Source organism: Nannocystis pusilla (assembly GCF_020073745.1).
GTDB classification, from domain to species: Bacteria; Myxococcota_A; Polyangia; order Nannocystales; family Nannocystaceae; genus Nannocystis; species Nannocystis radixulma.
Genome location: NZ_JAIRAU010000001.1, coordinates 251252 through 271904, shown reverse-complemented (window position 1 = coordinate 271904; position 20653 = coordinate 251252). Strand labels below are relative to the sequence as shown.

The following is a 20653-nucleotide window of genomic DNA, read 5'->3' as shown; positions in this document are numbered from 1 at the left end:
TCAGGCCGCGGCGGCCTGTTCGGCGCGGCCGAGCAGCGCGTCGGCGGCCGGGCCGACCACACCCGCGAGCGCGTCGCGGCACAGCGTGATCTGCTCCTCGGGCGACAGGCGCCCGTGCGCGCGGAGCATCTCCGGGTCGGCCTCGGCCGGCCACGGGCGGGCCGTCACCGGCTCGCGCAGCGCCGCGGCGAACGCGTCGCGCACCGCCTCGCGCACCGCGGGCGAGCGCCCCAGCGCCCACTGCACGAAGCGCCAGGCCAGCTGCGCGTGGCGGCCCTCGTCGACGGCGATCTGCTTGAGCGCGCTGCGGACCGCGTGGTCGCGGGCCTGGATCGCCGCCACCTGGGCCACCAGCGCCGCCAGCGTCTCGCCGACGCACCCCTCGCGCACCGCGGCGGCGGCCAGCGCCGGCAGGTCGCTTTCGCCTATCACTTCGGACATGTCCAAACGACCCGGTCCCATCGGACAGCCGGCATAGGCCCCCGCGAGCGCGTAGCAGGCGCGCGCGTGGGCGATCTCGTCGGCCATGGCCCGCTGCGCCCCGTCGATCAGGGCCGCCGGGGCACCGACGGCCAGCAGCTGCAGGGCGAAGCGGGCGAACGCGGCCACCGACGCGTGCTCGTCGGCCGCGGCGGCGCCCCATAGGTCGGCCAGCGCCAGGCAGGTCGCGTCGTTCAGCCCGGCCAGCGACGGCTGCATCGCGCCGCCCCAGTCGCCGCGGCGGATCGTCGGCGCCACGCGGCCCTCGCCGGCGACCATGAACGGTCGGCCCTCGCACACCATGCCGTCGCCGTGGGCGATGAAGTAGCAGCACTGCCCCGGCACCGCCGGCATCGGGTCCGGCCCGCACTGCACGATCAGCTCGACGTAGCTGCAGAACGGGTCGCCGGTGGCCGCCGTGTTGGCCCAGCCCTGCTCGCACACCTCGTCGCAGGCGGCGCAGTCGGGCAGGCCGTCGGGCACCGGGAAGCACACGTACTGCTGCATCATCCCCGGCGGCGCCGGCTCGCACGTGAACTCGCCCTCGGTGTCGCTCGTGGTCCCGGTCTCGCCGGCGGTGGTCGTCGTGCTCGTGCTCGTGCCGACCGGTCCGGTCTCGACCACCGTCGTCTCGCCCGCCGTCGTCTCGCCCGCCGTCGTCGCCGCCGTCGTCGTGCCGGGTTCGCCGCTGGTGGTCGTCGCGCCCGTCGTCGTCGTGCCCGTCGCGCCCTCCGTGCTGCCGGTCACCTCGCCCGAAACGTCGGTCGTCGCGCCGGTGGTGAGCCCCGTCGTGGCCGTGCCGGTCGACGACGTCGAGCCGCGATCGGTGTCCCCGGTGCTCTCGCCGCCGCTCGGCCCGCAGCCCGCGAGCAGCCCCAGGCCGGCCATCAGCTCGACGCGGAAGGCCCGCAACACGTCAAGATAGGTGCGCATGCGGGTAACCTAACCAAGCCGGCACGACCACGCCACCGAGCTCATGCGATACACGCCACGACACCGATGTCGTGACTGACCCCCTGTGAATTGCGGCGAGGTTCAATCACACCAGGAGCGGCGCCCGCGGACGCCGTTCAATTGCCACAGCACACGCGCCGCGCAATTACGCGCACCTGTCCAATCGGACATTTGACCGATGCACGGACATCACGCCTAACCGGCCTCGTCCGCGGCTTCTACCGCGTTCACGGCCGCGACGACCGGCGCTGCGACCAGCTCGATCGGCGTCGTGCCCTCGATCACCGGCGCGGCGAACTCGAGCCGGCGCCGCATCACTTCGACCGCCTCGGCGTTCTGGTCGACGAGCACGACGTCGCGACCGTGGCGCAGCGCCGCCTCGCCGAAGCTGCCGCTGCCGGCGAAGAAGTCGAGCAGGAGGTCGCCCGGGCGCGAGTGGACGAGCACGATCCGCTCGAGGATCTTGAGCGGCTTCTGCGTCGGGTAGCCGGTCTTCTCGCGGCCTTGCGGGCTGACGATCGTCTGCCACCACACGTCGGTCGGCGTCTTGCCGCGGGCCGCCTTCTCCGGCCCGACCAGGCCCGGGGCCATGTAGGGGATGCGATCGATCGCCTCGTACTCGAACGTGTAGCGCCCCGGGTCGCGCGCGTACCACAGGATGTTGTCGTGCTTGGCCGACCAGCGGGACTTCGAGCGGCCGCCGTAGTCGTAGGACCACACGATCTCGTTCATGAAGCAGTCGCGGCCGAAGATCTGGTCGCACGCGACCTTCGCGTAGTGGACCTCGCGGTAGTCGAGGTGGAGGAAGAAGCTGCCGTCGGCCGTCAGCAACCTGCGGGCCTGCTCGAGGCGGGGCCACAGGAACTCGAGGTAGTCGTCGAACACGTCGGCGTAGCGGCGCTCGCCGAGCTTGATCGTGCGGTAGCGCAGGCCCTTGAAGCCGGTGCGGTCGCCGTCCTCGTCGCGGACCGTACGCAGCTGCGCGCGCCGCTGGGTCTGCCCGGTGTTGAACGGCGGGTCGATGTAGATCAGCGAGAACCCGCCGTCCGGCAGCCCCGGCAGCACGTCCATGTTGTCCCCGAGCACGATCCGCGCCCGCGACCGCGACGGCGGCGGCGCCGTCTCCTCGCTCACGGGCGGAAGTCTCCCTGGCCCTCGCGCAGCACCTCGACGTCGTCGCCGATCATCCGCAGCACCGTCGACGGGTCGGGCCACAGCGGCCCGACGTCGACCGTCACCGCGACGTCGCGGGCGTGGCGGTTCTCGAGCTCCTCGGCCTCCTCGAGCTCGGGCGTCTCGTTCTCGCCGGGCGTGACCGAGCCGGTCAGGAGCGGCTCGCCGAGCTCGCCGATCAGCATGCGGCACACCAGGTGGTCGGGCACGCGCAGGCCGACCTCGTGGTGGCGGTTGTGCATGCTCTTCGGCACCTCGGAGGTCGCCTGCAGCACCAGCGTGTACGGCCCCGGCAGCAGGCGGCGGACCAGGCGGAAGTGCGAGGTGCCGAGCACGCCGAAGCGGCCGACGTCGGTCAGCCCCGACACGATCATCGTCAGCGGCTTGTGCGAGCGCTCGTCGAGCCCCTTGAGCCGGCGGATCGCCGCGATGCCCTTGGCGCTCGACATGGCGCAGCCGAACGCGTACCCGGTGTCGGTCGGGTACACGATCACCTGACCTTTCTTCAGCGCGTCGACCGCGGGCTGCAGCTTGCGCGGGTTCGGGCGCTCGGCGTCGACGTGTACCCGCATGGTGGCAATTCCTCGGTGACGGCGGTTCGCTCAGCGCCCCAGCAGCGTCGTGCCGGTCGAGCGGAGGTCGGCGCAGGCCTGCTTGACGCGGGCCTGCATCAGCTTCTCGGCCGCCTTGAGGTACGAGCGCGGGTCGTAGTGCTTCTTGTTGCCGACCTCGCCGTCGATCTTGAGCACGCCGTCGTAGTGCTTGAACATGTGGTCGGCGATCGGCCTGGTGTAGGCGTACTGGGTGTCCGTGTCGATGTTCATCTTGACGACGCCGTACTCGAGGGTCTCGTGGATCTCGCTCAGCTCGCTGCCCGAGCCGCCGTGGAACACGAGGTCGAAGCGGGCGGCCTCGCCGAATTCGCGCGCGACCGCGGCTTGACCGTCGCGAAGGATAGTCGGCTTGAGCTTGACGTTGCCCGGCTTGTACACCCCGTGCACGTTGCCGAACGTGGCGGCGAACATGTAGCGACCGCCCTTGACCTCGCGCAGCGCCCGCGCCACCGCGACCATGTCCTCCGGCGTGGTGTAGAGCTTCTCCGCCGGCGCGCCCTCGTTGTTGACCCCGTCCTCCTCGCCGCCGACCACGCCGGCCTCGACCTCGAGGATGACGTCGAGCTCGGCGCACTCCTGCAGCAGCGCGCGCGCGACCTTCATGTTCTCCGCCAGCGGCAGCTCCGAGCCGTCGAACATGTGCGACGAGAACAGGTTGGGCAGCCCGGCCGCGCGCCGGCGGCGGGTCTCGGCCAGCAGCGGGCGCAGGAACTTGTCGACCTTGTCGGCCGGGCAGTGGTCGGTGTGGATCGCCACGTAGTGCGGGTGCCGCTCGGCCACCCGGTGGATGAACTCGGCCAACGCGATGGCGCCGAGCGCCATGTCCTTCACGCCCAGCCCCGACGCGAACTCGCCGCCGCCGGTGCTCACCTGCAGGATGCCGTCGCTCTTCGCCTCGCTGAAGGCCGCCAGCGCGGCGTTGATCGTGCTCGAGGAGGTGATGTTGATGGCCGGGTAGGCGAACTTGTTCGCCCTGGCGTTGTCGAGCATGCGGCAGTAGGTGGCGTAGTCGGCGACGGGCATGGTTCCTCCGGGCTTGGCGGGGCCAAGGGGTAACACACCTCTCGCGCGGCGGCACGCCCCACGGCCGCCCGCCGCGCGCGTGCGCTCGTGAGCGGCCGCAGCGGCGTTCAGGCGGGCGACTTGCCGGCCCGCCTGGCCCGCCACGCCCGCCACGCCGGCAGCGCCACCGCGGCCGCGTAGAGCGCGAGGATGATCGACACCGGGTCGTACGGCGTGCGCAGGCGTGGGTCGCCGAAGAAGATCGCGGCGATGATCATCGCCCCGACCAGGCACACCGCCAGCACCGCCAGCGACGGGTCGCGCCGGATCCCCCGCAGCGCCAGGCCGATGCCCACCAGCGACGGCAGCAGCACCACCGTGTTGAAGAAGTAGCGGTAGATCTCCGCGACCACCAGCGTGTGCTTGTGGCCCTTGCTGGTCTCCGGCCACTGCCCGGCGATGAACCACTGCAGCATCATGTTGACGAAGCTGTAGCGGACCTGCTCCAAGAGACCGGTGGCCGCGTAGCACTTGGCCCGGATGTCGCGGTGCACGAACGGGTCGCCGATGTAGCCGACGAAGCGGATGCTGTCGCCGCCGAGCGCCGGCCGCAGCGCCAGCGGCGACCACTCCGGGACCCAGTTCTTGAGCGTACGGAAGCCCGGCAGCGTGACGCGGCGCCCGTTGGTCTGGTCGTCCTTCTTCTCCGCCGTGGCCCGCTCGCGCTCGGTGCGATACGCCTGGGTATTGATGTTGTGACAGCGCCCGGCGGTGAGGTTCATGTTGGCGTTCTCGGCGATCCCGCCCCAGTAGCCGGTGTGGTAGTGGAAGCGCCACAGGCTGAAGCCGAACGCCAGGAGCAGCGGCAGCGCCACCCCGGCGAGGTGGTGCCACTTGACGTGCTTCAGCCGGCGCACGTTGACCAGCCACACCAGCAGCACGAGCACGTAGAACACCGCCGCCTGCGGCCGCAGCATGAACGCGACCGCCGAGGCCACCCCGGCCGGCCAGGCGCGCTTGCCCTCCTGGAAGCACACCACCAGCCAGTACAGCGACAGCAGCTGCGCGCACAGGAAGGGCGTCTCCGACAGGAAGAACCCGGTGGTCGACAGATTGGGGAACCACACCAGCGCCGCGATCCCGGCCGTGCGCGCCTGCCAGCGCTCGGTCAGCACCCTGCACGCCAGCAGGTACGTCAGCGGCACCGCCAGCGCCCCCAGGAGCCCCCACAGCAGCGCCCCCGACGTCATCGGCGCCTGCGTCCCGAACAGCCGCAGCGGCGCCGCCAGCAGCATGTGCGTCCCGTACGCCTGCCACGCCAGCGTCCGCGTCGGCGCCGGGATCCCCCCCTCGGCCAGCGCCGTCGCCCGCTCGGCGTACAGCCGCATGTCGCTGTACAGGTACTCGCCCGGCGGGTGAACCCACAGCACCCAGACCAGGCGCGTCAGCAGCGCCAGGCCGAACAAGATCCACAACAGACGCCGTTCCGGGGGTTGTCCCACGCGCGCGAGGGTACTGGCCCCGGCCCCCGCCGGGAAGGGGTCCGAAGCCGCACCAGCGCGCGGAGTCGGCCTTATTACCACCGACGACCGTATTTTAACCTGTCCCTCGCCCTCGCAGCGCCGGCCCGCACTTCCTCGACGGCTCACGCCAATCGCATTCGAGCCACGCTGTGCATACTCATCGCAATAGGTCAGTGATTCATCAGATCCGTCGGATCGTACATTTGAAAAGTGATCCATGGTCAATGCCCTCGAGATCGTCATGCCATTCGCCACCGTGGTGGCGATCGACCTCGAGCCCGTCGGCTCATGACGATGCTCCCGCCGCATCGGACCTGACCGCGTGACCACCGATCGAAGCGCGGCGCCCTCTGCCACCAGCGCACATCGCGCCCGACCTCGCTGCGTGCATCACAGGCGTTTGCGGTAAGCTCCCGCGCATGTCCGTCCTCGTCCCGCCGCAGCCGGCCGCGGTCTACGTCTCTCGCCGTTCGCGGCTGACCCGCGCCCTCGCGGGCGAGCCGGCGATCTTCTTCGCCGGCGATCTCGTCCCGCGCAACTACGCGGCCAACATCTACCCGTACCGCGCGCACAGTCACTTCCTCTACTTCACGGGGGTGCACTGGCCGGGGGCCGTGCTGCTCGGCAGCGGCGACGCGTGGGAGATCTTCGCCGCGCCGCCGGCGCCCGACGATCCTTTGTGGGTCGGTCCGAGCGCGACCTGGGACGAGCTCCAGGCCGCCACCGGCGTCCGCAAGATCCGCCCGCTCGCCGAGCTGCGGACCGCGCTCGACTCGTTGCGGGGCGTCGCCACCTTGCCGGCGATTCACCCGCGCACGCGGGCCCGGCAGGCCTCGCTGCTCGGTCGGCCCTGGGGCGCGCACGACGAGTCCGAGGCCGGGGCCGTCGCCCTCGCCGGCCGCGACGCCGACCTCGCCGACGCCGTCATCTCGTTGCGCCTGCAACATGACGCGCCCGCGCTCGAGCTGCTGCGCGAGGCCGCCGAAGCCGCGCGCGCGGGGCACCTCGCCGGCATGGCGGCCACGGCTCCCGGGCGGCGCGAGTCCGACGTGCGGGCCGCGATCGAGGCGGAGTTCGCCGCCCGCGGCATGGCGCCGGCCTACGGCAGCATCGTCACGGTCCACGGCGAGGTCCTTCACAACGAGCACAGTCATCACCCGCTGAGGGCCGGCGATCTCCTGCTCGCCGACTGCGGCGCCGAGTGTCACGGCTGGGCCAGCGACGTCACGCGCACCTGGCCGGTCTCGGGCGCGTGGAGTCCGACCCAGCGGGCGCTCTACGACCTGGTCCTGCAGGCCAACCAGGACGCGACGGCGATGGTGCGCCCCGGCGTCCGCTACCGCGACATCCACCTGCGGGCCTGCCTCACGCTGACTCGGGGCCTGGTCGACCTGGGGATCTTCCGCGGCGACCCCGAGGGTCTGGTCGAGCGGGGTGCGCACGCGCTGTTCTTCCCCCACGGCGTCGGCCATTTGCTCGGGCTCGACGTGCACGACATGGAAGATCTCGGCGACCGCGCCGGCTACGCCGCCGGCCGGGGTCGGAGCGGCCAGTTCGGCACCCGCTACCTCCGCCTCGACCGCGACCTCGTGCCCGGCATGCTCGTCACCATCGAGCCGGGGCTCTACCAGGTCCCGGCGATCCTCGCCGACAGGGCCCTCTGCGGCCCCTTCGAGGCCGACCTCGACCGCGAGCGCCTGGCAGCCTACGCCGACGTCCGCGGGATCCGCATCGAGGACGACGTCCTGTGCACCGAGGGAGCCCCGGACGTCCTCACCGCCGCCATCCCGCGTGACGCCGACGCCGTCGCGGCCGTGGTGGGCGCGCAGGCGGGGCGAGCGGCCTGAACTCGGCCGCGGCCCCTGGTCGGCCGTGCAGGCCCGACGGACCCGGGTCCCGCGCGCGGCCGCCCGCTTCCGCCCCCCTGGCGCCCGCCGGCGCCGGGTCACCCGAGGACCCCGCGGATGCGCGGTTTGTTTGCCCTGGCGCGTAGTCAGCGCTAACTCCTCGTGTTACTTTGCCCCCTGCGCCCCTCGCGGCGCCCCTAGGAGTCGACGATGCACCTCCGCCCCCTCGTCCTTACCACCGCCTTCGTCACCAGCGCCCTCGTCGGTTGTTCGCGTGACGAGTTCGCCCCGTGGGGCTTCGCCCAGGACGTTTCGCTCGAGTGTTCGGCCCCGGCGCGGGGGCAGGTCGGCGTCGCCTACTCGTACACGCCCGAGGTGAGGACCGGCGTGCAGCCGTTCAAGTACTCGGTCGACCCGTCCACGCCGCTGCCGCCCGGCCTCACGATCGACGAGGACACCGGCACGATCTCCGGCACCCCGACGGCGGAGGGCATGTATCCGCTCAAGATCGTCGTCGTCGACGGCCGCGACGTCGAGTCCGTCATCACCTGCGGCGACATCGTCATCGACCCCGGCGCCGGCATCGACTGCCGCGACGAGAGCGTCGACCCCGGCGACATCCCCGACGGCTTCGTCGGTTACGTCTACAACTACCAGCCCACGGCCGCCGGCGGTCGTCCGCCGTACACCAACTGGACCGCGACCAACCTCCCGCCGGGCCTGACGATCGACCCGGCGAACGGCCTCATCTCGGGCACGCCGACGGAGACCGGCGTCTTCACGGTCACGCTCACGGCCACCGACGCCGACGGCCAGGAGCTCGCGGGCGAGTGCGGTGTCCTGGAGATCCGCGACCCGATCGTGGTCGACACCGACTCGCTGCTGGCGGCCTATCCTGACGGCTGCATCAGCTACGGCGAGACGCTGTCGGGGCTCATCGACAAGGGCATCGTCATCCCGGTCAAGGACGCGTCCGTGCCGCCGGTCTGCTCGCTGGTCGCCGGGCGCGGCAACGGCAGCCGCAACTTCGACGGCAACAAGGACACGCCGGACAGCTTCCCGCCGGGCATCGCCGTCAGCGCCGACACCTGCGAGCTCTCGGGCACCGTCGACAGCAAGCTGCGCTTCGGCATCTACGCGTGGATCACCACCATCGAGCAGTCGGGCACCAAGGCCTACCTGCCGTACTGCGCCCCGCAGGACGTGCAGGCCGGCACCGCCTACCCCATCGCGCGCACCGACGGGGGGACGGACAAGACCCTCGCGCCCGGCCACGTCGTGTTCGACGTCGACGCGGTCAACCCGCCGACCTTCACCTTCGGCAACGACACGCCGGACCCGCAGGTCCGGGTCGAGTACACCGAGGACTGCGCGGGCAGCTGCTTCTACGCCTACATCTTCTCGTACAACGCGCTGTCGGCGGCCGCTTCGGTCAGCGCCAGCCCCTCGGCCAAGTTCCCGGCCATGGGCTTCGACGGCTTCACCCACGCCATCCGCGTCACCGAGTCCGACGAGACCTTCCTGCGCAACTACGGCGGTCGGGCCTTCGTCACCAACATCAGCTACGACTACTGCATGTCGCAGAACGAACAGGACTGCGGCAACAACGAGACCGACCCGGACGCCAAGGCGGCGCTCATCCGGGCCAACGGCGACGGCAGCAACTACGAGTTCGGGCTGATCGTCCTGCCCGCGAACTGAGCCCATCCGGGCCGATGCCATCCATCCCTTGAGCACACAAGACAGTCGCGGCGGCGGAGCTGCGGGGCTCCGCGACCGAAGGGTCGCCCGGGTGCTCGACCGCGAGATCTCTCCGGTCTGGCACGATCGCTTCGCACGGCTCATCGTCCGCAACCTGCCCAACCTGCCCGAGGTCCTCGCGCTGGACATCCACTGCGGGACCGGGCGCGGGACGGGCGAGCTTTTGCACCGCCTGGGCGCGGGCGCCAAGGTCCTCGCGATCGATCCCGACGAGGGTGCGCTCGAGATGGCGAAGACGCGGATCCGCGCCGAGTGGAAGAACCGGGTCTACTTCAAGCCCGGCCACTTCGACGACGTCACCGCGATGGCCGACGACAGCTACAACCTCGTCGTCGCCAACCTCGTGCTCGGCGAGTCGGTCGACCTCGAGCCGGCGCTGGGCGAGATGATCCGCGTGTGCAAGATCGGCGGGCGGATCCTCGCCACCGTGCCGCTGCACGGCACCTGGGAGGAAGTCGAGGACATCTTCGCCGAGATCTTGCGCGACGCCGGCATGACCGCGGCGCTGCGTCGGCTCGAGGCGCTGCGGGCGATCCGTCCCACCGGTCCGCAGCTCGGCAAGATGCTGCGCAACCTCGGCGCCGTCGAGGACGACTACGTCATCGAGCACGAGCGCTTCCAGCTGCTGTTCCCCAGCGGCCGCGAGTTCCTGTTCGCCCCCGTCATCGAGCACGGCCCGCTGCAGATGTGGAAAGCCGTGATCGGCAAGGACGGCGCCCCGCAGGAGCTGTTCTGGCGCCTCAAGGAGGCGATCGACGCCTACTACGCCGGCCACGTCCTCGCCGTCACCGTGCAGGCCGGCCTGATCCACGTCGAGGTCGCCAAGGGCACCGCGCGGCCGGGCCCGCGGCTCGCCGCGCGCTTCTGGCGTCACTACCCCGAGCTCGACAAGCTGTGGGGCGGCCTCGCCGTCGGCTACGCCCGCGTCTCCGACCCGATCCTCCCGTTCAGCGACGCCGACTTCAGCGACTTCGACCTCGACATCGACCTCGACGAGTCCGACCCGCGGCGGCGCACCGGCGCGCTGCGGGCGCTGCGGACCGGCCGGCAGCCGGTCGTCGAGACCCCGTCGCCCGAGGATTTCGGCCTGCGCTTCCGCCCGCGCGACCCCGGCGAGGCCTCCGACATTCGCCCGCTCGACGCCGAGACCTCCGGCCTGCGCGCCCGTCCGCCGGGCTCCGAGGCCTCGGGCCTGCGCACCCTGTCGCAGCTGCGCGACTCCGAGATCTCGTCGGTCCGCCCCGCCGGCTCGTTCCGGCCGGTCCCCGTGGCCGTCGACGAGGACGACTTCTCCGAGCTCAACAACCCCGACACGCGCTCGCACCGGACCGTCTCCCCCGCGCCGAGGGCCCCCGAGCCCGCCCCGACCAGCGAGCACGACGAGGACCTGTCGCGCCTCGCCGAGACCGAGGACGACTTCTCCGAGCTCAACGACATCCCGCTCCTCCCGCCGCGCCGCCAGACCTCCGGCAGCGTGCGCCGCTCCTCCGAGTCGTCGGCCACCCGCCCCATCCCCGCCGACCTCGTCCGCGGCGACAGCGAGAGCAGCACCCGTCGAGCCCTGGAGGAGCTGGCCCTTCGGCCAGGTGACTCCGAGCGCAGCAGCGAGTTCGTGGCCCCGAGCCGCCGCTCGATCTCCTCGCCCACGACCGCCGCCCGCCGCCCCGCCTCCGCTCCGATCGCCGAGGCCCGCCGCCCGACCTCCGGTCCGATCGCCGAGGCCCGCCGCCCCGAACCCGACGCCGCCGCTTCCGGCAAGCGCCCGATCGCCGACGCCGAGTCCTCCGGCCGGCGCCCCGTCGACGCCGAGTCCTCCGGCCGGCGCCCTGCCGCCGAGGAAACCTCCGTCGCCCGGCCGCTCCCCGACGCCGCCGCTTCCGGTCGGCGGCCGATCGCCGACGCCGCCACTTCCGGCAGGCGGCCCATCCCCGAGCTCCGCCGGCCCGGCCTCTCCGGCCCCACCGAGGCGGCCGAGCCCGAGCCGCGGCCGCCTGCACCGGCCGAGCGAACCCCGTCCGCGCCGGCCGCGGCAGCCGCCCCCGAGATCCGTCGCCCCGCCTCCGGCGCCCGGCCGGCCGCGGCCGACACCAGCGCCCCGCGAGCGGCAGCCGCCGCGCGACCGGCCGCTCCGCCCGAGGCGCCCAGGCCCAGCCTGCCGTCGTTCCGCCTGCCCGAGCGGACGGCCGCGAGCACCGGCACCAGCGGTCTGTTCCGCCCGCCCTCGTTCAAGCCGCCCGGCGAGGACAGCCTGCCGCCGGTCAAAAACGCCTTCAATCAAAATAAGCCGCCGCCCGGCGCCGGCGAGAGCCAGGTCGACGACGAGGAGGAGCCGGAGGAGATCGACGAGCTCGAGCACGTCGACGAGATCGAGCCCGACGACGAGCCCGCGCCGGTGGTGACCGCCCCGCGGCCGCCCCCGCCGAAGGCTCCTCCGCCGCGTCCGCCGAGCCTCAGCCCGGACAAGAAGAAGTGACCCGCCTCGCCCGCCTGGCCGCCGCCCTCGCCCTGTCCTTGCTCGCCTGCGGCCAGCCTCAAGGGACAGGTCCGAACAAACCTGTCCCGAGTGACATGGCCCCAAGGCCAGCCCTCGAGGCGGCCCCCGCTCCCCCGGCGCCCGCGGGCCCGCCCGTGCGCAAGGACGGCACGGTCTACGCCGAGACGCAGCAGATGGGCACGCGCGTCTCGATCAACGTGTACGTCGGAGACCGCGCGGCGGCCGACGCCGGGGCCGCGGTCGAGGCCGCGTTCGCGGAGATCGAGCGCATCGAGCAGATCATGAGCGAGTGGCGCCCGAGCAGCGAGCTGTCGCAGCTCAACGACGGCGCCGGCGGCCCGATGCGGCCGCTCAGCGAGGAGCTGTTCGCCGTCCTGAAGCGCAGCAAGGAGATCGCCGAGGCCACCGGCGGCGCCTTCGACCCCACGTTCTACGCCGTCGGTCAGCTCTGGCACTTCGACCCCGGCAGCCGCCCGCCCACGCGCGAGGCCATCCAGGACAAGCTCCCGCTGGTCGACTGGCGCTCGATCGAGCTCGACCCCGCGACTCGCAGCGGCCGCCTCGCCAAACCTGGCATGAAGGTCGGCCTCGGCGCGATCGCCAAGGGCTACGCCGTCGACCGCGCCTCCGCCGTCCTGCGCGAGCGCGGCTTCGTCGACCACATCGTCGAGGGCGGCGGCGACACCTACGTCTCCGGCACCAAGGCCGGCAAGACCTGGATGGTCGGCATCCAGCGCCCCGACGGCCCCGGCTCGATCGCGGCGATCCCCGCCCGCGACCGCGCGGTCGTCACCTCCGGCGACTATCAGCGCTTCCTCGATTTCGAGGGCGTCCGCTACTCGCACATCCTCGACCCGCGCACCGGCTTCCCCGTGCCCGCGGACCGCAGCATGCAGAGCATCACCGTGCTCGCCCCCGACACCACCGACGCCGACGCCTACGCCACCGCCGTCGCCGTCATGGGCGTCGAGCGCGGCCTCGAATTCATCGGGTCGCAGCCCGGCCTCGACGCCGCCCTCATCACCCACGCCGGCGAGCTCCGCGTCACCCCCGAGCTGGCCAAGATCCTCGTCTACCCGCCCGACAAGCCGCCGCCCGCTCCGCCCGCGCCCTGATCCGCGCGCGTGTCGGGGCCCGGCGACGGTGGGAGCGACGGGTTCGCAGTTTTTGCACCGAGCCTCCGCGTGAGCGGCGGCGCCCCGGCGCACTTCTGCGATCCCCGACCGGCTCGCGCACGCCCGGCCGCGCTTGCGCGAACTCGCGCGGAATACGCGTCCTTCGATCGACGGCGCGGCGCTGGCGGCCTGCAAACTGGCCTATTCTCCTTGCGGAATGACCGAGCACGGCCGCACTCGCGGGCCCGCTGGGGTCGACGAACCCCCGCCCGCATCGCGCTCCAGCCCGCTCGCCACGGGTGCGGCGGGGCCTGTCTCCGCGGCCAGCTCGGCCTCCGACACCACCGATCCTGTCCTTCCGGCCAGCTCGTCCGACGTCACCGAACCTGTCCCGGCGGCCAGCTCGATCGCCGCCACCGTCGGCACCATGCTCGAGCCGGAGCAGGCCGGCGGCGAGCGGACGCGGGTGCGGCTCGTGGCCGGCAGGGTCGTCCCCGGCACGCGCTACCGGATCGTCCGCTGGCTCGGCGAGGGCGGCATGGGCGTCGTCTACGAGGCCGAGCACTGTGACATCGAGCGTAAGGTGGCGCTGAAGATCCTGCGCTACGACCTCAGCCGGCGGGCCGACATGGCGGCGGTGTTCCGCGCCGAGGCGCGGGCGGCCAGTCGCACCGGTCACCCCAACATCGTCGAGATCTACGACTTCGGCGAGCTCCCGGACGGGCGCCTCTTCATCTGCATGGAGCTGCTCGAGGGCAAGGACCTCGTGCCCGCCAGCGAGACCGAGGTGCGCCCGCCGGCCGAGGTCGTCGCCATCTTCCGCCAGCTGTGCAAGGCGCTGGGGGCCGCGCACAAGGCCGGCATCGTCCACCGCGACATCAAGCCCGAGAACATCATCCTCGTGCGTCGAGGCGGGCGGGACGGCGTCGTCAAGGTCGTCGACTTCGGCATCAGCGCCGTCCTCGGCCAGGAGCGGCGCGGCAAGATCGCCGGCACCCCGCACTACATGGCCCCCGAGCAGATCCGCGGCCACGCCTTCGACGGCCGTCTCGACATGTACGCGGCCGGCTGCGTCGCCTTCGAGCTGCTCACCGGCAACCCGCCGTTCCCCAGCGAGGCGCTCGAGGAGGTCCTGCAGGCCCACGTCGACCACCCGCCGCCGCCGTTCCGGCAGGTCCGGCCCGACCTCCAGCTGCCGCCGCAGCTCGAGCAAGTCGTGCTGCGCTGCCTGGCCAAACAGCCAGACGATCGCTACGCCGACATGGCCGAGCTCGAGGCCGCCCTGTGCGAGGCCCAGATCGCCTGCGGCCTGCGCACCGCGTGGGACGACCTGCCGCTGCCCGAGTGCGCGCCCGACCGGCTCGAGAAGCTCAAGGCGCGCATGCCGAGCCCGCAGGCCGTGCCGCGCCGCTGGCTGTGGCCCGTCGTGGCCGGCGCCTCGCTCGTGGCCGCCGGCGTGGCGATCGCCGTCGCCGCGCGCACGCCCGACCCGCCGGCGAGCGAGCGCTCGCGCATCGACGCGATCGCCGAGGAGGCGCTCGTCGCCGCCAGCCACACCTTCTACGTCGCCCCGCCGCCCGGCCAGCCCGACGTCCCGACCGCCTACACCAAGGTCCTCGAGCTCGAGGCCCTCACCGGCCCCGCCGCCGGCCTCGCCGACGCGCGAGCCGCCGAGCTGCGCGGTCAGTTCGCCGCCGGCCTCGTCAACCTCGGCGACAAGTACTGGGACGTCACCGGCGCCCGCCCGTTCGCCGTCGAGTATTACATCTGGGCCCGCGCCTTCGAGCCCGACCACCCGCGGGCCGTCGAGCGCAGCGGCATGACCCCCGGCGCCTTCACCCGCTTCCAGGAGAAGGCGCGCAACGCCAGTTGGTCGCTCGGCGAGCTGCAGGCGCTCGGCCTCGTCGGCGCCCTCGCCGAAGGCGACGACGCGCGCCGGCAGCAGCGCACCCTCGCCGCCTACGAGGACGCCTCGCAGCTGTCGATCTCCCAGCACCTCGACCTCGACGCCGGCCTCCGCGGCGCCGGCATCGAGCTGCCCGCCAGGCTGCCCGCCAAGGCCCCCGCACCGGCGCCCGAACCACCGGAGCCCGAGCCGCCGCCCGAGCCCATACCTGTCCCCGAGGACAGCACCGGCGGCCCCGCCGACCTCGCCGCGCAGGCCGACGCCGAGCGGCCGAAGAAGGCCACGCTCAAGTCGAACCGCGACCCCGCCAAGTCCAAGCGGCTGGCCGACGACGGCGTCGCCGCGCTCAAGGCCGGCCGGCGCAGCGACGCCGAGAGCCTGTTCCACCAGGCCATCGCGTACGACAACCGCAACGCCCGCGCCCTCATGGGCCTGTCGGACATCTACTTCGACACCGGGGCCAAGCAGAAGGCCGTGCAGTTCGCCGAGCTCGCGGTCGAGGCCGCGCCGCAGTCGAAGTCGTACCACATCAAGCTCGGCGACGCCTACTTCGTGGTCCTGCGCTACCGCGACGCGCTGGCGCATTACGAGAAGGCCCGCGACCTCGGCGACGACAGCGCCCAGGGTCGCATCGACAAGGTCAAGAAGCTCATCGGCCCATGACGACCCCCGAGATCCTCGCCACCCAGGTCGACCTCTTCGGCCTCATGACGGTGCTCGGCGAGCACCTCTATTCCACCCCCTTCGTCGCCCTGCGCGAGCTGGTCCAGAACGCCCACGACTCGTGCGTGCGTCGTCGGCTCGAGGATCCGCAGGCGTTCGAGCCGGAGATCCGCGTCGTCTGCGACCCGGCCGCCGGCACCCTCGCGGTCAGCGACAGCGGCGCCGGCCTCACGCGCGACGAGATCGTCCGCTACCTCGCCACCATCGGCGCCGGCTACACCCGCAAGCTGCGCGAGCAGCACGACACCGACGACCTGATCGGCCTGTTCGGCCTCGGCTTCCTCTCGGCCTTCGTCATCGCCACCCGCGTCGCCGTCACCACCACCTCCTATCAATCGCCGGACACCACCCTCCTCTATCAATCGCGCACCGGCGAGCGCTTCAGCATCGAGGCCGTCGACGCGCGCCCCGTCGGCACCACCGTCACGCTCCACCTCAAGGACAACTTCCGCGAGCTCGGCGACGAGTCGGCCCTGCGCGCGCGCCTGCAGCACTACTGCGCCCTCCTGCCGCTGCCCGTGTTCGTCGGCCACGATCCCGTCGCCGTCAACGCCCAGCCGGCCCCGTGGCGGGTCGCCGACGCCCACCCGGCCCGCGCTCGCGCCATCCGCCTCGAATTCGCCCGCCGGCTCGAGCGCCGCTTCGACCCGCTGTGCACCATCGACGTCGCCCCGCAGGACGGCGCCGACGTGCGCGGCCTGCTGTGGATCCACGACGCCGCCACCTACGGCACCTCCGACAACCGCAACCTCCACGTCTACGTCCGCGGCATGCTGCTCGACGACGACGCCCGCGAGCTGCTGCCCCCGTGGGCCGGCTTCGTCAGCGGCGCGATCGAATCGGCCCGCCTCACGCCCACCGCCTCGCGCGAGGACCTCCAGCGCGACCCGGCCTACCGCGCCGTCGCGGCCGCGATCGCCGAGGCCCTCGTCGCCGGCATGAAGCAGGTCGCCGAGCACGAGCCCGAGGCGTGGCGGCGCGTCCTCGTGCGCCACAACGAGGCGCTGCTCGGCGCCGCCCTGTGCGACGACCGTCTGTTCGACCTCCTCGCCGACGAGCTCACCGTCCCCACCAGCGAGGGCGACCTCGCCGTCGCCGTCGTCCAGCGGCGCGGCCAGGGCAAGCTGTACGCCAGCCTCAGCCCGCGCGGCGGCTTCGAGGAGGTCCTGTTCCGCGCCCTCCGCGTCCCCGTCGTCGTCGGCACCCGCTACGGCGCCCTGCCCTTCGTCCGCCGCCACGCCGAGCGCCGCGGCGGCGCCGTCATCGAGCTCGGCACCGCCGCCGGCAACAAGCGCGTGTTCCCCCCGGCCGAGCTCCCGGCCGACGCCCTGGCCTTCCTTTCGAACATGCTCACAAGGCCAGGTCAACGCCTGATCGCCGCCCGCTTCGCCCCCGCCGAGCTCCCGCTCGTGCTCGTGCCCGACCGCGAGGCCGAGCTCAAGCGCCGCGTCGAGAGCGACGAGGCCGCCGGCCGGATCGCCGGCGGCGCCCTCGGCCTCATGCGCATGTTCACCGCCAAGATCGACGCCAGCGTCGACGCCGACCTCTACGTCAACCTCGACAACCCCGCCATCGCTCGCCTGCTCGAGCACCGCGCCGACGTCGACGTCGGCCACCCCGGCGTCAAGCTCCTCCGCGCCCTCGTCGCCTTCGTCGCCGGCGCCAGCGAAGCCGCCGCCAACGAGGCCGACGGCCTGCACACCGCCCTCGCCGAGTACGGCAAGGCCGTCTGCGAGCTCCTCGACACCCCCCGCCCTGCGCGCTAACCTGCGCGGCGGACGATGCAGCCGCACCCGCAGCACTCGCCGCGTGGCACCGACGCCTCCTGGGCCCCCGCCGAGGCCAAGCCGCGCAAGCGCGCGAAGAAGCCGGCGACCGGGCCGAAGAAGTCGGCGAAGAAGTCGGCCGCCAAGAAGTCGGCGAAGAAGAAGCCCCCGACCGCGGCAAAGAAGAAGCAGTCGACCACGAAGTCGGCCGCCAAGAAGCCCCCGACCACGAAAGCACCCCGTGGCGCGTCGCCTGCCGTCGCTGCCCTCGAGCGCAAGGTCGCCGACCTCGAGCAGAAGGTCGCCGAGCTCTCGACCCTCGTCGCCGAACTGAAGTCCTCCCGCGATCCGTTCGACGGCGACGAAGTGATGGAGAACCCGTTCGCGTGGATCCGCCGCGATCCCTCCATCGCGCAGTACCACGGCCAACACGTCGCGCTTCACCCGACTCGAGGCGTCGTCGCGCACGCGTTTCAGCTCGACGCGGTCGTCGCCGAGGTCCGCGCCAGCGGCCTCCCGCTCGATGACATCGTGCTCGACTTCATCGCCGACTCGCCGTTCTGACCCGCCATGGACCCGCGTCACGGCCCCGCACATCCGTTCACGGAGACGGCTCACTCGGGCTTCGGCGTCCTCGTCCAGCCGATCGTCCATGTGCAGCTTCGCGCCGACACGTCGCACGATTGGTCGATACAGATCGCGGCCATCGTCGACACCGGCGCCTCCATCACCCTGATCCAGCGCCCGTACCTCGGATATGTCGCCGGACTCGACGCCGGGCAGCTGGGACCGCCAGTGCACTTCGCCTCGGCGACGGGCACCGCGACCTGTCGTGCCGCCCGCGTCGACCTCAGGATCGGTCTCCCACCCCAACCTGGTGAGCTGCTGCTGTCGCAACGAACGGTCTACTTCACCGATGCGAGTCTGCCGAGGCCGATCCTCCTCGGCCAGCGCGGCGTCCTCGACGCGCTGCAACTGGTCCACACCAATTGCGGGCCGCACCCCTCCTTCCGTCTCAATCTGCGCTGAAGGACATGCCCTCATGGACATCTGGCAATGGGTCCACGACATCGATCCCGAGCTGCGGCGCGGCGGCCAGCAGCAGCTCGCCGACCTGATCCGGCGCCTGCCTGCGGCCACCGTCGACGACCACCACGAGCGCGTCGACGCCCTCGCGCCGGAGGCCCTCGCCCTCGCCCGGGCCGCCGGGCTCCCGTGGGTCGAGGTGTTCGTCCGTCACTGGCACTTGCAGAGCCGCGTCCTGCACCGCAGTCAGGGTGACATGGCCCTGGGCGAGGCCGTCGCGCTCGTCGACTTCGCGCACAGCGAGGCCGCGCGGGGCTGTCCGCAGGCCGTGTGTACCGTGCAAGATCTGGCCGCCTGTTACTCGCAGGTCGACGGGCCCGGCTGGGCGCCGGAGCGGGCCAGCGTCGCGCGGGAGACGCTCGCGCGCATCGATCCGTCGTGGCCGTGCTTCACCTGCATCAGCTGCGAGCTCGCCGGCGCCTTGCGCGAGCAGGGCGACCCGCGGGCCTCGCTCGAATTCCTCGACGTCCAGCTCAAGCAGCTCGTCGGCGCCGGACAGGGCCGCGAGCGCACCTCCCTGTTGCCCGAGCGGATCGCCTGCCTCATCGAGCTCGGGCGCATCGACGACGCCCTCGCCGCCTGTCAGGACGCGGTCGCCAACGGTCGCCGCGACGAGAGTCAGCGGCGGGCCCGGCAGATCGACCTCGCGCGGATCTACGCCCGCCTCGGCCGCGGCGACGACGCGCGCCGCCACCTCCCTGTCCCCGAGGACATCTTACCGACCCCCAGCCACTACGAGCCCTACACCGACGCGCTCGTCCACCTGGTGCGGATCGGCGCGCGGAGCAACGACGTCGAGCTCGGGCGGCTGCTGCAGCGCTTCATCGCCCGCCTGCAGCGCAACGGCTCGCACCGCCTGCCCTTCGTCATCGCCGCCGCCGCCGCCGAGCTCGCCGTCGGGCGCGGCAGCCCGGCCGTGGCCGCGCTCCACCTCGCCACCATGGAGCGGCTCGCCGCCCGCCTGCGCCGCCCGGGCGACGCCCCCGAGCGGCTGGCGCGGGTCCGCCTGTCCCTCGAGACAGCCCTCGCCGCCCCCCGCCAGCAGCGGCCCGACGATCCCGAGGAGCGCCTGCGCGAGTGCATCGAGGCCAGCGTCGTCCGCCCCGGCGACGCCGAGCTCGTGCGTCGCCACGCCGTCGCCCTGCTCGGCCTCGACTTCGCGCGCGAGGCCGCCGACCTGCTCGAGCGCCACGTCGACGCCCACCCTGACGACGACGACGCCGTCACCCTGCTCGAGATCGCCTACCGCGACGCCGACGACGACGACCGTCATCGCGCGCTCGGCGAGCGTCTGCTCGCCAGCGCCGACCCGGTCAAGCAGCGCCACGGTCGGTGGGTCGCCGCGCGTCGGCTCGCGCGCGCGCGCGACTGGGACGCCAGCAACCGCCACCTCGAGCACCTCGCCGGCGAGCCTGGCGACGCCGTCCCCGCGCGTCTGGCCCGGGCCAGCAACGCGCGCGCCCAGGCCGACTGGCCCGCCGTCCTGCGCCTGCTCGACGAGGCCCTGCAGCTGCAGCCCGACCTCGATCCCGGCCCGCACGACTGGGACCGCATCGTCGCCGCCACCTTCCTCGGCGCCTGGGACCGCGTGCGTCACAGCGCCGCGCGCCTCGACATGGCCTTGCCGGGCGACGGCCCGATCGACGAGCGCTGGGAGCTGTGCCGGATCCGCGTCGAGCACCCGAGCGGCAAGATGCAGGAGCTGTACGCCACGCGCACCGGCCCGGTGACCGCGCGGCTCCTCCAGATCTCCCGCATCGATCAGCCCCAGCGGCTGTTCGATCAGGTCGTGTTCGACCCGCGGCCGCTCGGCAGCCACCAGGACGACGAGGACCGCCCGGTCTATCTCTACGCCGAGCTCGGCCCGCTGCAGCGCGCCGGGTATCGCGCCTTCAGCGTCGACGGCGTGCACCCCGGTGAGGGCCCGATCGCTGTGCTGCGACGGGTCGTCCAGAGCCTGCGCGGCAGCTTCCAGGTCCAGAGCGGCGACCGCTACCGCGTCACCTCGCCTGCGGGCGACGAGAAGCCCGGCCTCTACGCCTTCGTCGCGTTTGCCCCCGACGCCGACCTCCGCGCCGCATCCGACGCGCTCGCGACCAGCGTCGCCGACTTCGCCGATCCGCTCGTCTGGCCCGAGCTCGCCGAGGCCGCCGGCGACCAGCCGCGCGCCGAGCAGCACCGCGAGCTCGCGCGCGCCTGGGCGCTCTGA

The 20653-nt window shown here is 72.7% G+C and carries 14 protein-coding genes; 9 read left to right on the top strand and 5 right to left on the bottom strand.

Annotated features, from left to right (window positions below; translation table 11 throughout):
• The 5 genes from K7C98_RS01120 to K7C98_RS01100 form a co-directional block, all read right to left on the bottom strand.
• On the bottom strand, positions 1–1413 hold the full coding sequence (locus K7C98_RS01120; protein WP_224189604.1) for a ferritin-like domain-containing protein: 1413 nt from the start codon (positions 1411–1413) through the stop codon (positions 1–3).
• 216 nt (positions 1414–1629) lie between these two features.
• Positions 1630–2505 carry a DNA-methyltransferase gene (locus K7C98_RS01115; protein WP_263429184.1) on the bottom strand — a complete coding sequence of 292 codons (876 nt, stop codon included), beginning with the start codon at positions 2503–2505 and terminating at the stop codon, positions 1630–1632.
• Between the two features lie 59 nt (positions 2506–2564).
• Positions 2565–3179, bottom strand: a complete 615-nt coding sequence (locus K7C98_RS01110) for an L-threonylcarbamoyladenylate synthase (protein WP_224189602.1) — start codon at positions 3177–3179, stop codon at positions 2565–2567.
• Between the two features lie 30 nt (positions 3180–3209).
• On the bottom strand, positions 3210–4244 hold the full coding sequence (gene fbaA / locus K7C98_RS01105; protein WP_224189601.1) for a class II fructose-bisphosphate aldolase: 1035 nt from the start codon (positions 4242–4244) through the stop codon (positions 3210–3212).
• A gap of 107 nt (positions 4245–4351) precedes the next feature.
• Positions 4352–5725, bottom strand: a complete 1374-nt coding sequence (locus tag K7C98_RS01100) for a glycosyltransferase family 39 protein (protein WP_224189600.1) — start codon at positions 5723–5725, stop codon at positions 4352–4354.
• A 440-nt stretch (positions 5726–6165) separates the two neighbouring features.
• Between K7C98_RS01100 and K7C98_RS01095 the strand changes: the two genes are divergently transcribed.
• From K7C98_RS01095 to K7C98_RS01055, 9 genes are all read left to right on the top strand, one after another.
• A complete protein-coding gene (locus K7C98_RS01095; RefSeq protein WP_224189599.1) occupies positions 6166–7593 on the top strand; it encodes an aminopeptidase P family protein in 1428 nt (475 codons plus the stop codon).
• Positions 7594–7803: 210 nt separating this feature from the next.
• Positions 7804–9294, top strand: coding sequence for an Ig domain-containing protein (locus K7C98_RS01090; protein WP_224189598.1), 1491 nt, complete (start codon positions 7804–7806; stop codon positions 9292–9294).
• 91 nt (positions 9295–9385) lie between these two features.
• Entirely contained in the window at positions 9386–11827 is a 2442-nt protein-coding gene (locus K7C98_RS01085; RefSeq protein WP_224189597.1) for a methyltransferase domain-containing protein, read from the top strand.
• Positions 11824–12963 carry an FAD:protein FMN transferase gene (locus tag K7C98_RS01080; RefSeq protein WP_224189596.1) on the top strand — a complete coding sequence of 380 codons (1140 nt, stop codon included), beginning with the start codon at positions 11824–11826 and terminating at the stop codon, positions 12961–12963. The genes K7C98_RS01085 and K7C98_RS01080 overlap by 4 nt, the downstream gene beginning before the upstream one ends.
• A 217-nt stretch (positions 12964–13180) precedes the next feature.
• Complete coding sequence (locus K7C98_RS01075) at positions 13181–15532, top strand: protein kinase domain-containing protein (protein ID WP_224189595.1); 2352 nt, start codon at positions 13181–13183, stop codon at positions 15530–15532.
• A complete protein-coding gene (locus K7C98_RS01070) occupies positions 15529–17358 on the top strand; it encodes an ATP-binding protein (RefSeq protein ID WP_224189594.1) in 1830 nt (609 codons plus the stop codon). Before K7C98_RS01075 ends, K7C98_RS01070 begins: the two co-directional genes overlap by 4 nt.
• A 15-nt stretch (positions 17359–17373) precedes the next feature.
• On the top strand, positions 17374–17922 hold the full coding sequence (locus K7C98_RS01065) for a hypothetical protein (protein ID WP_224189593.1): 549 nt from the start codon (positions 17374–17376) through the stop codon (positions 17920–17922).
• 6 nt (positions 17923–17928) lie between these two features.
• The gene (locus tag K7C98_RS01060; RefSeq protein ID WP_224189592.1) at positions 17929–18387 is read left to right on the top strand and encodes a retroviral-like aspartic protease family protein; all 459 of its coding nucleotides are present in this window, start codon (positions 17929–17931) and stop codon (positions 18385–18387) included.
• 13 nt (positions 18388–18400) lie between these two features.
• Positions 18401–20653: a hypothetical protein gene (locus K7C98_RS01055; RefSeq protein ID WP_224189591.1), complete on the top strand. Its 2253-nt coding sequence runs from the start codon at positions 18401–18403 to the stop codon at positions 20651–20653.

Coding starts and splice junctions, on each gene's coding strand:
- K7C98_RS01115 (WP_263429184.1), bottom strand. CDS start 2,505: ATGGACGTGCTGCCGGGGCTGCCGGACGGCGGGTTCTCGCTGATCTAC.
- K7C98_RS01110 (WP_224189602.1), bottom strand. CDS start 3,179: ATGCGGGTACACGTCGACGCCGAGCGCCCGAACCCGCGCAAGCTGCAG.
- K7C98_RS01090 (WP_224189598.1), top strand. CDS start 7,804: ATGCACCTCCGCCCCCTCGTCCTTACCACCGCCTTCGTCACCAGCGCC.
- K7C98_RS01070 (WP_224189594.1), top strand. CDS start 15,529: ATGACGACCCCCGAGATCCTCGCCACCCAGGTCGACCTCTTCGGCCTC.
- K7C98_RS01075 (WP_224189595.1), top strand. CDS start 13,181: ATGACCGAGCACGGCCGCACTCGCGGGCCCGCTGGGGTCGACGAACCC.
- K7C98_RS01060 (WP_224189592.1), top strand. CDS start 17,929: ATGGACCCGCGTCACGGCCCCGCACATCCGTTCACGGAGACGGCTCAC.
- K7C98_RS01065 (WP_224189593.1), top strand. CDS start 17,374: ATGCAGCCGCACCCGCAGCACTCGCCGCGTGGCACCGACGCCTCCTGG.
- K7C98_RS01055 (WP_224189591.1), top strand. CDS start 18,401: ATGGACATCTGGCAATGGGTCCACGACATCGATCCCGAGCTGCGGCGC.
- fbaA (WP_224189601.1), bottom strand. CDS start 4,244: ATGCCCGTCGCCGACTACGCCACCTACTGCCGCATGCTCGACAACGCC.
- K7C98_RS01095 (WP_224189599.1), top strand. CDS start 6,166: ATGTCCGTCCTCGTCCCGCCGCAGCCGGCCGCGGTCTACGTCTCTCGC.
- K7C98_RS01120 (WP_224189604.1), bottom strand. CDS start 1,413: ATGCGCACCTATCTTGACGTGTTGCGGGCCTTCCGCGTCGAGCTGATG.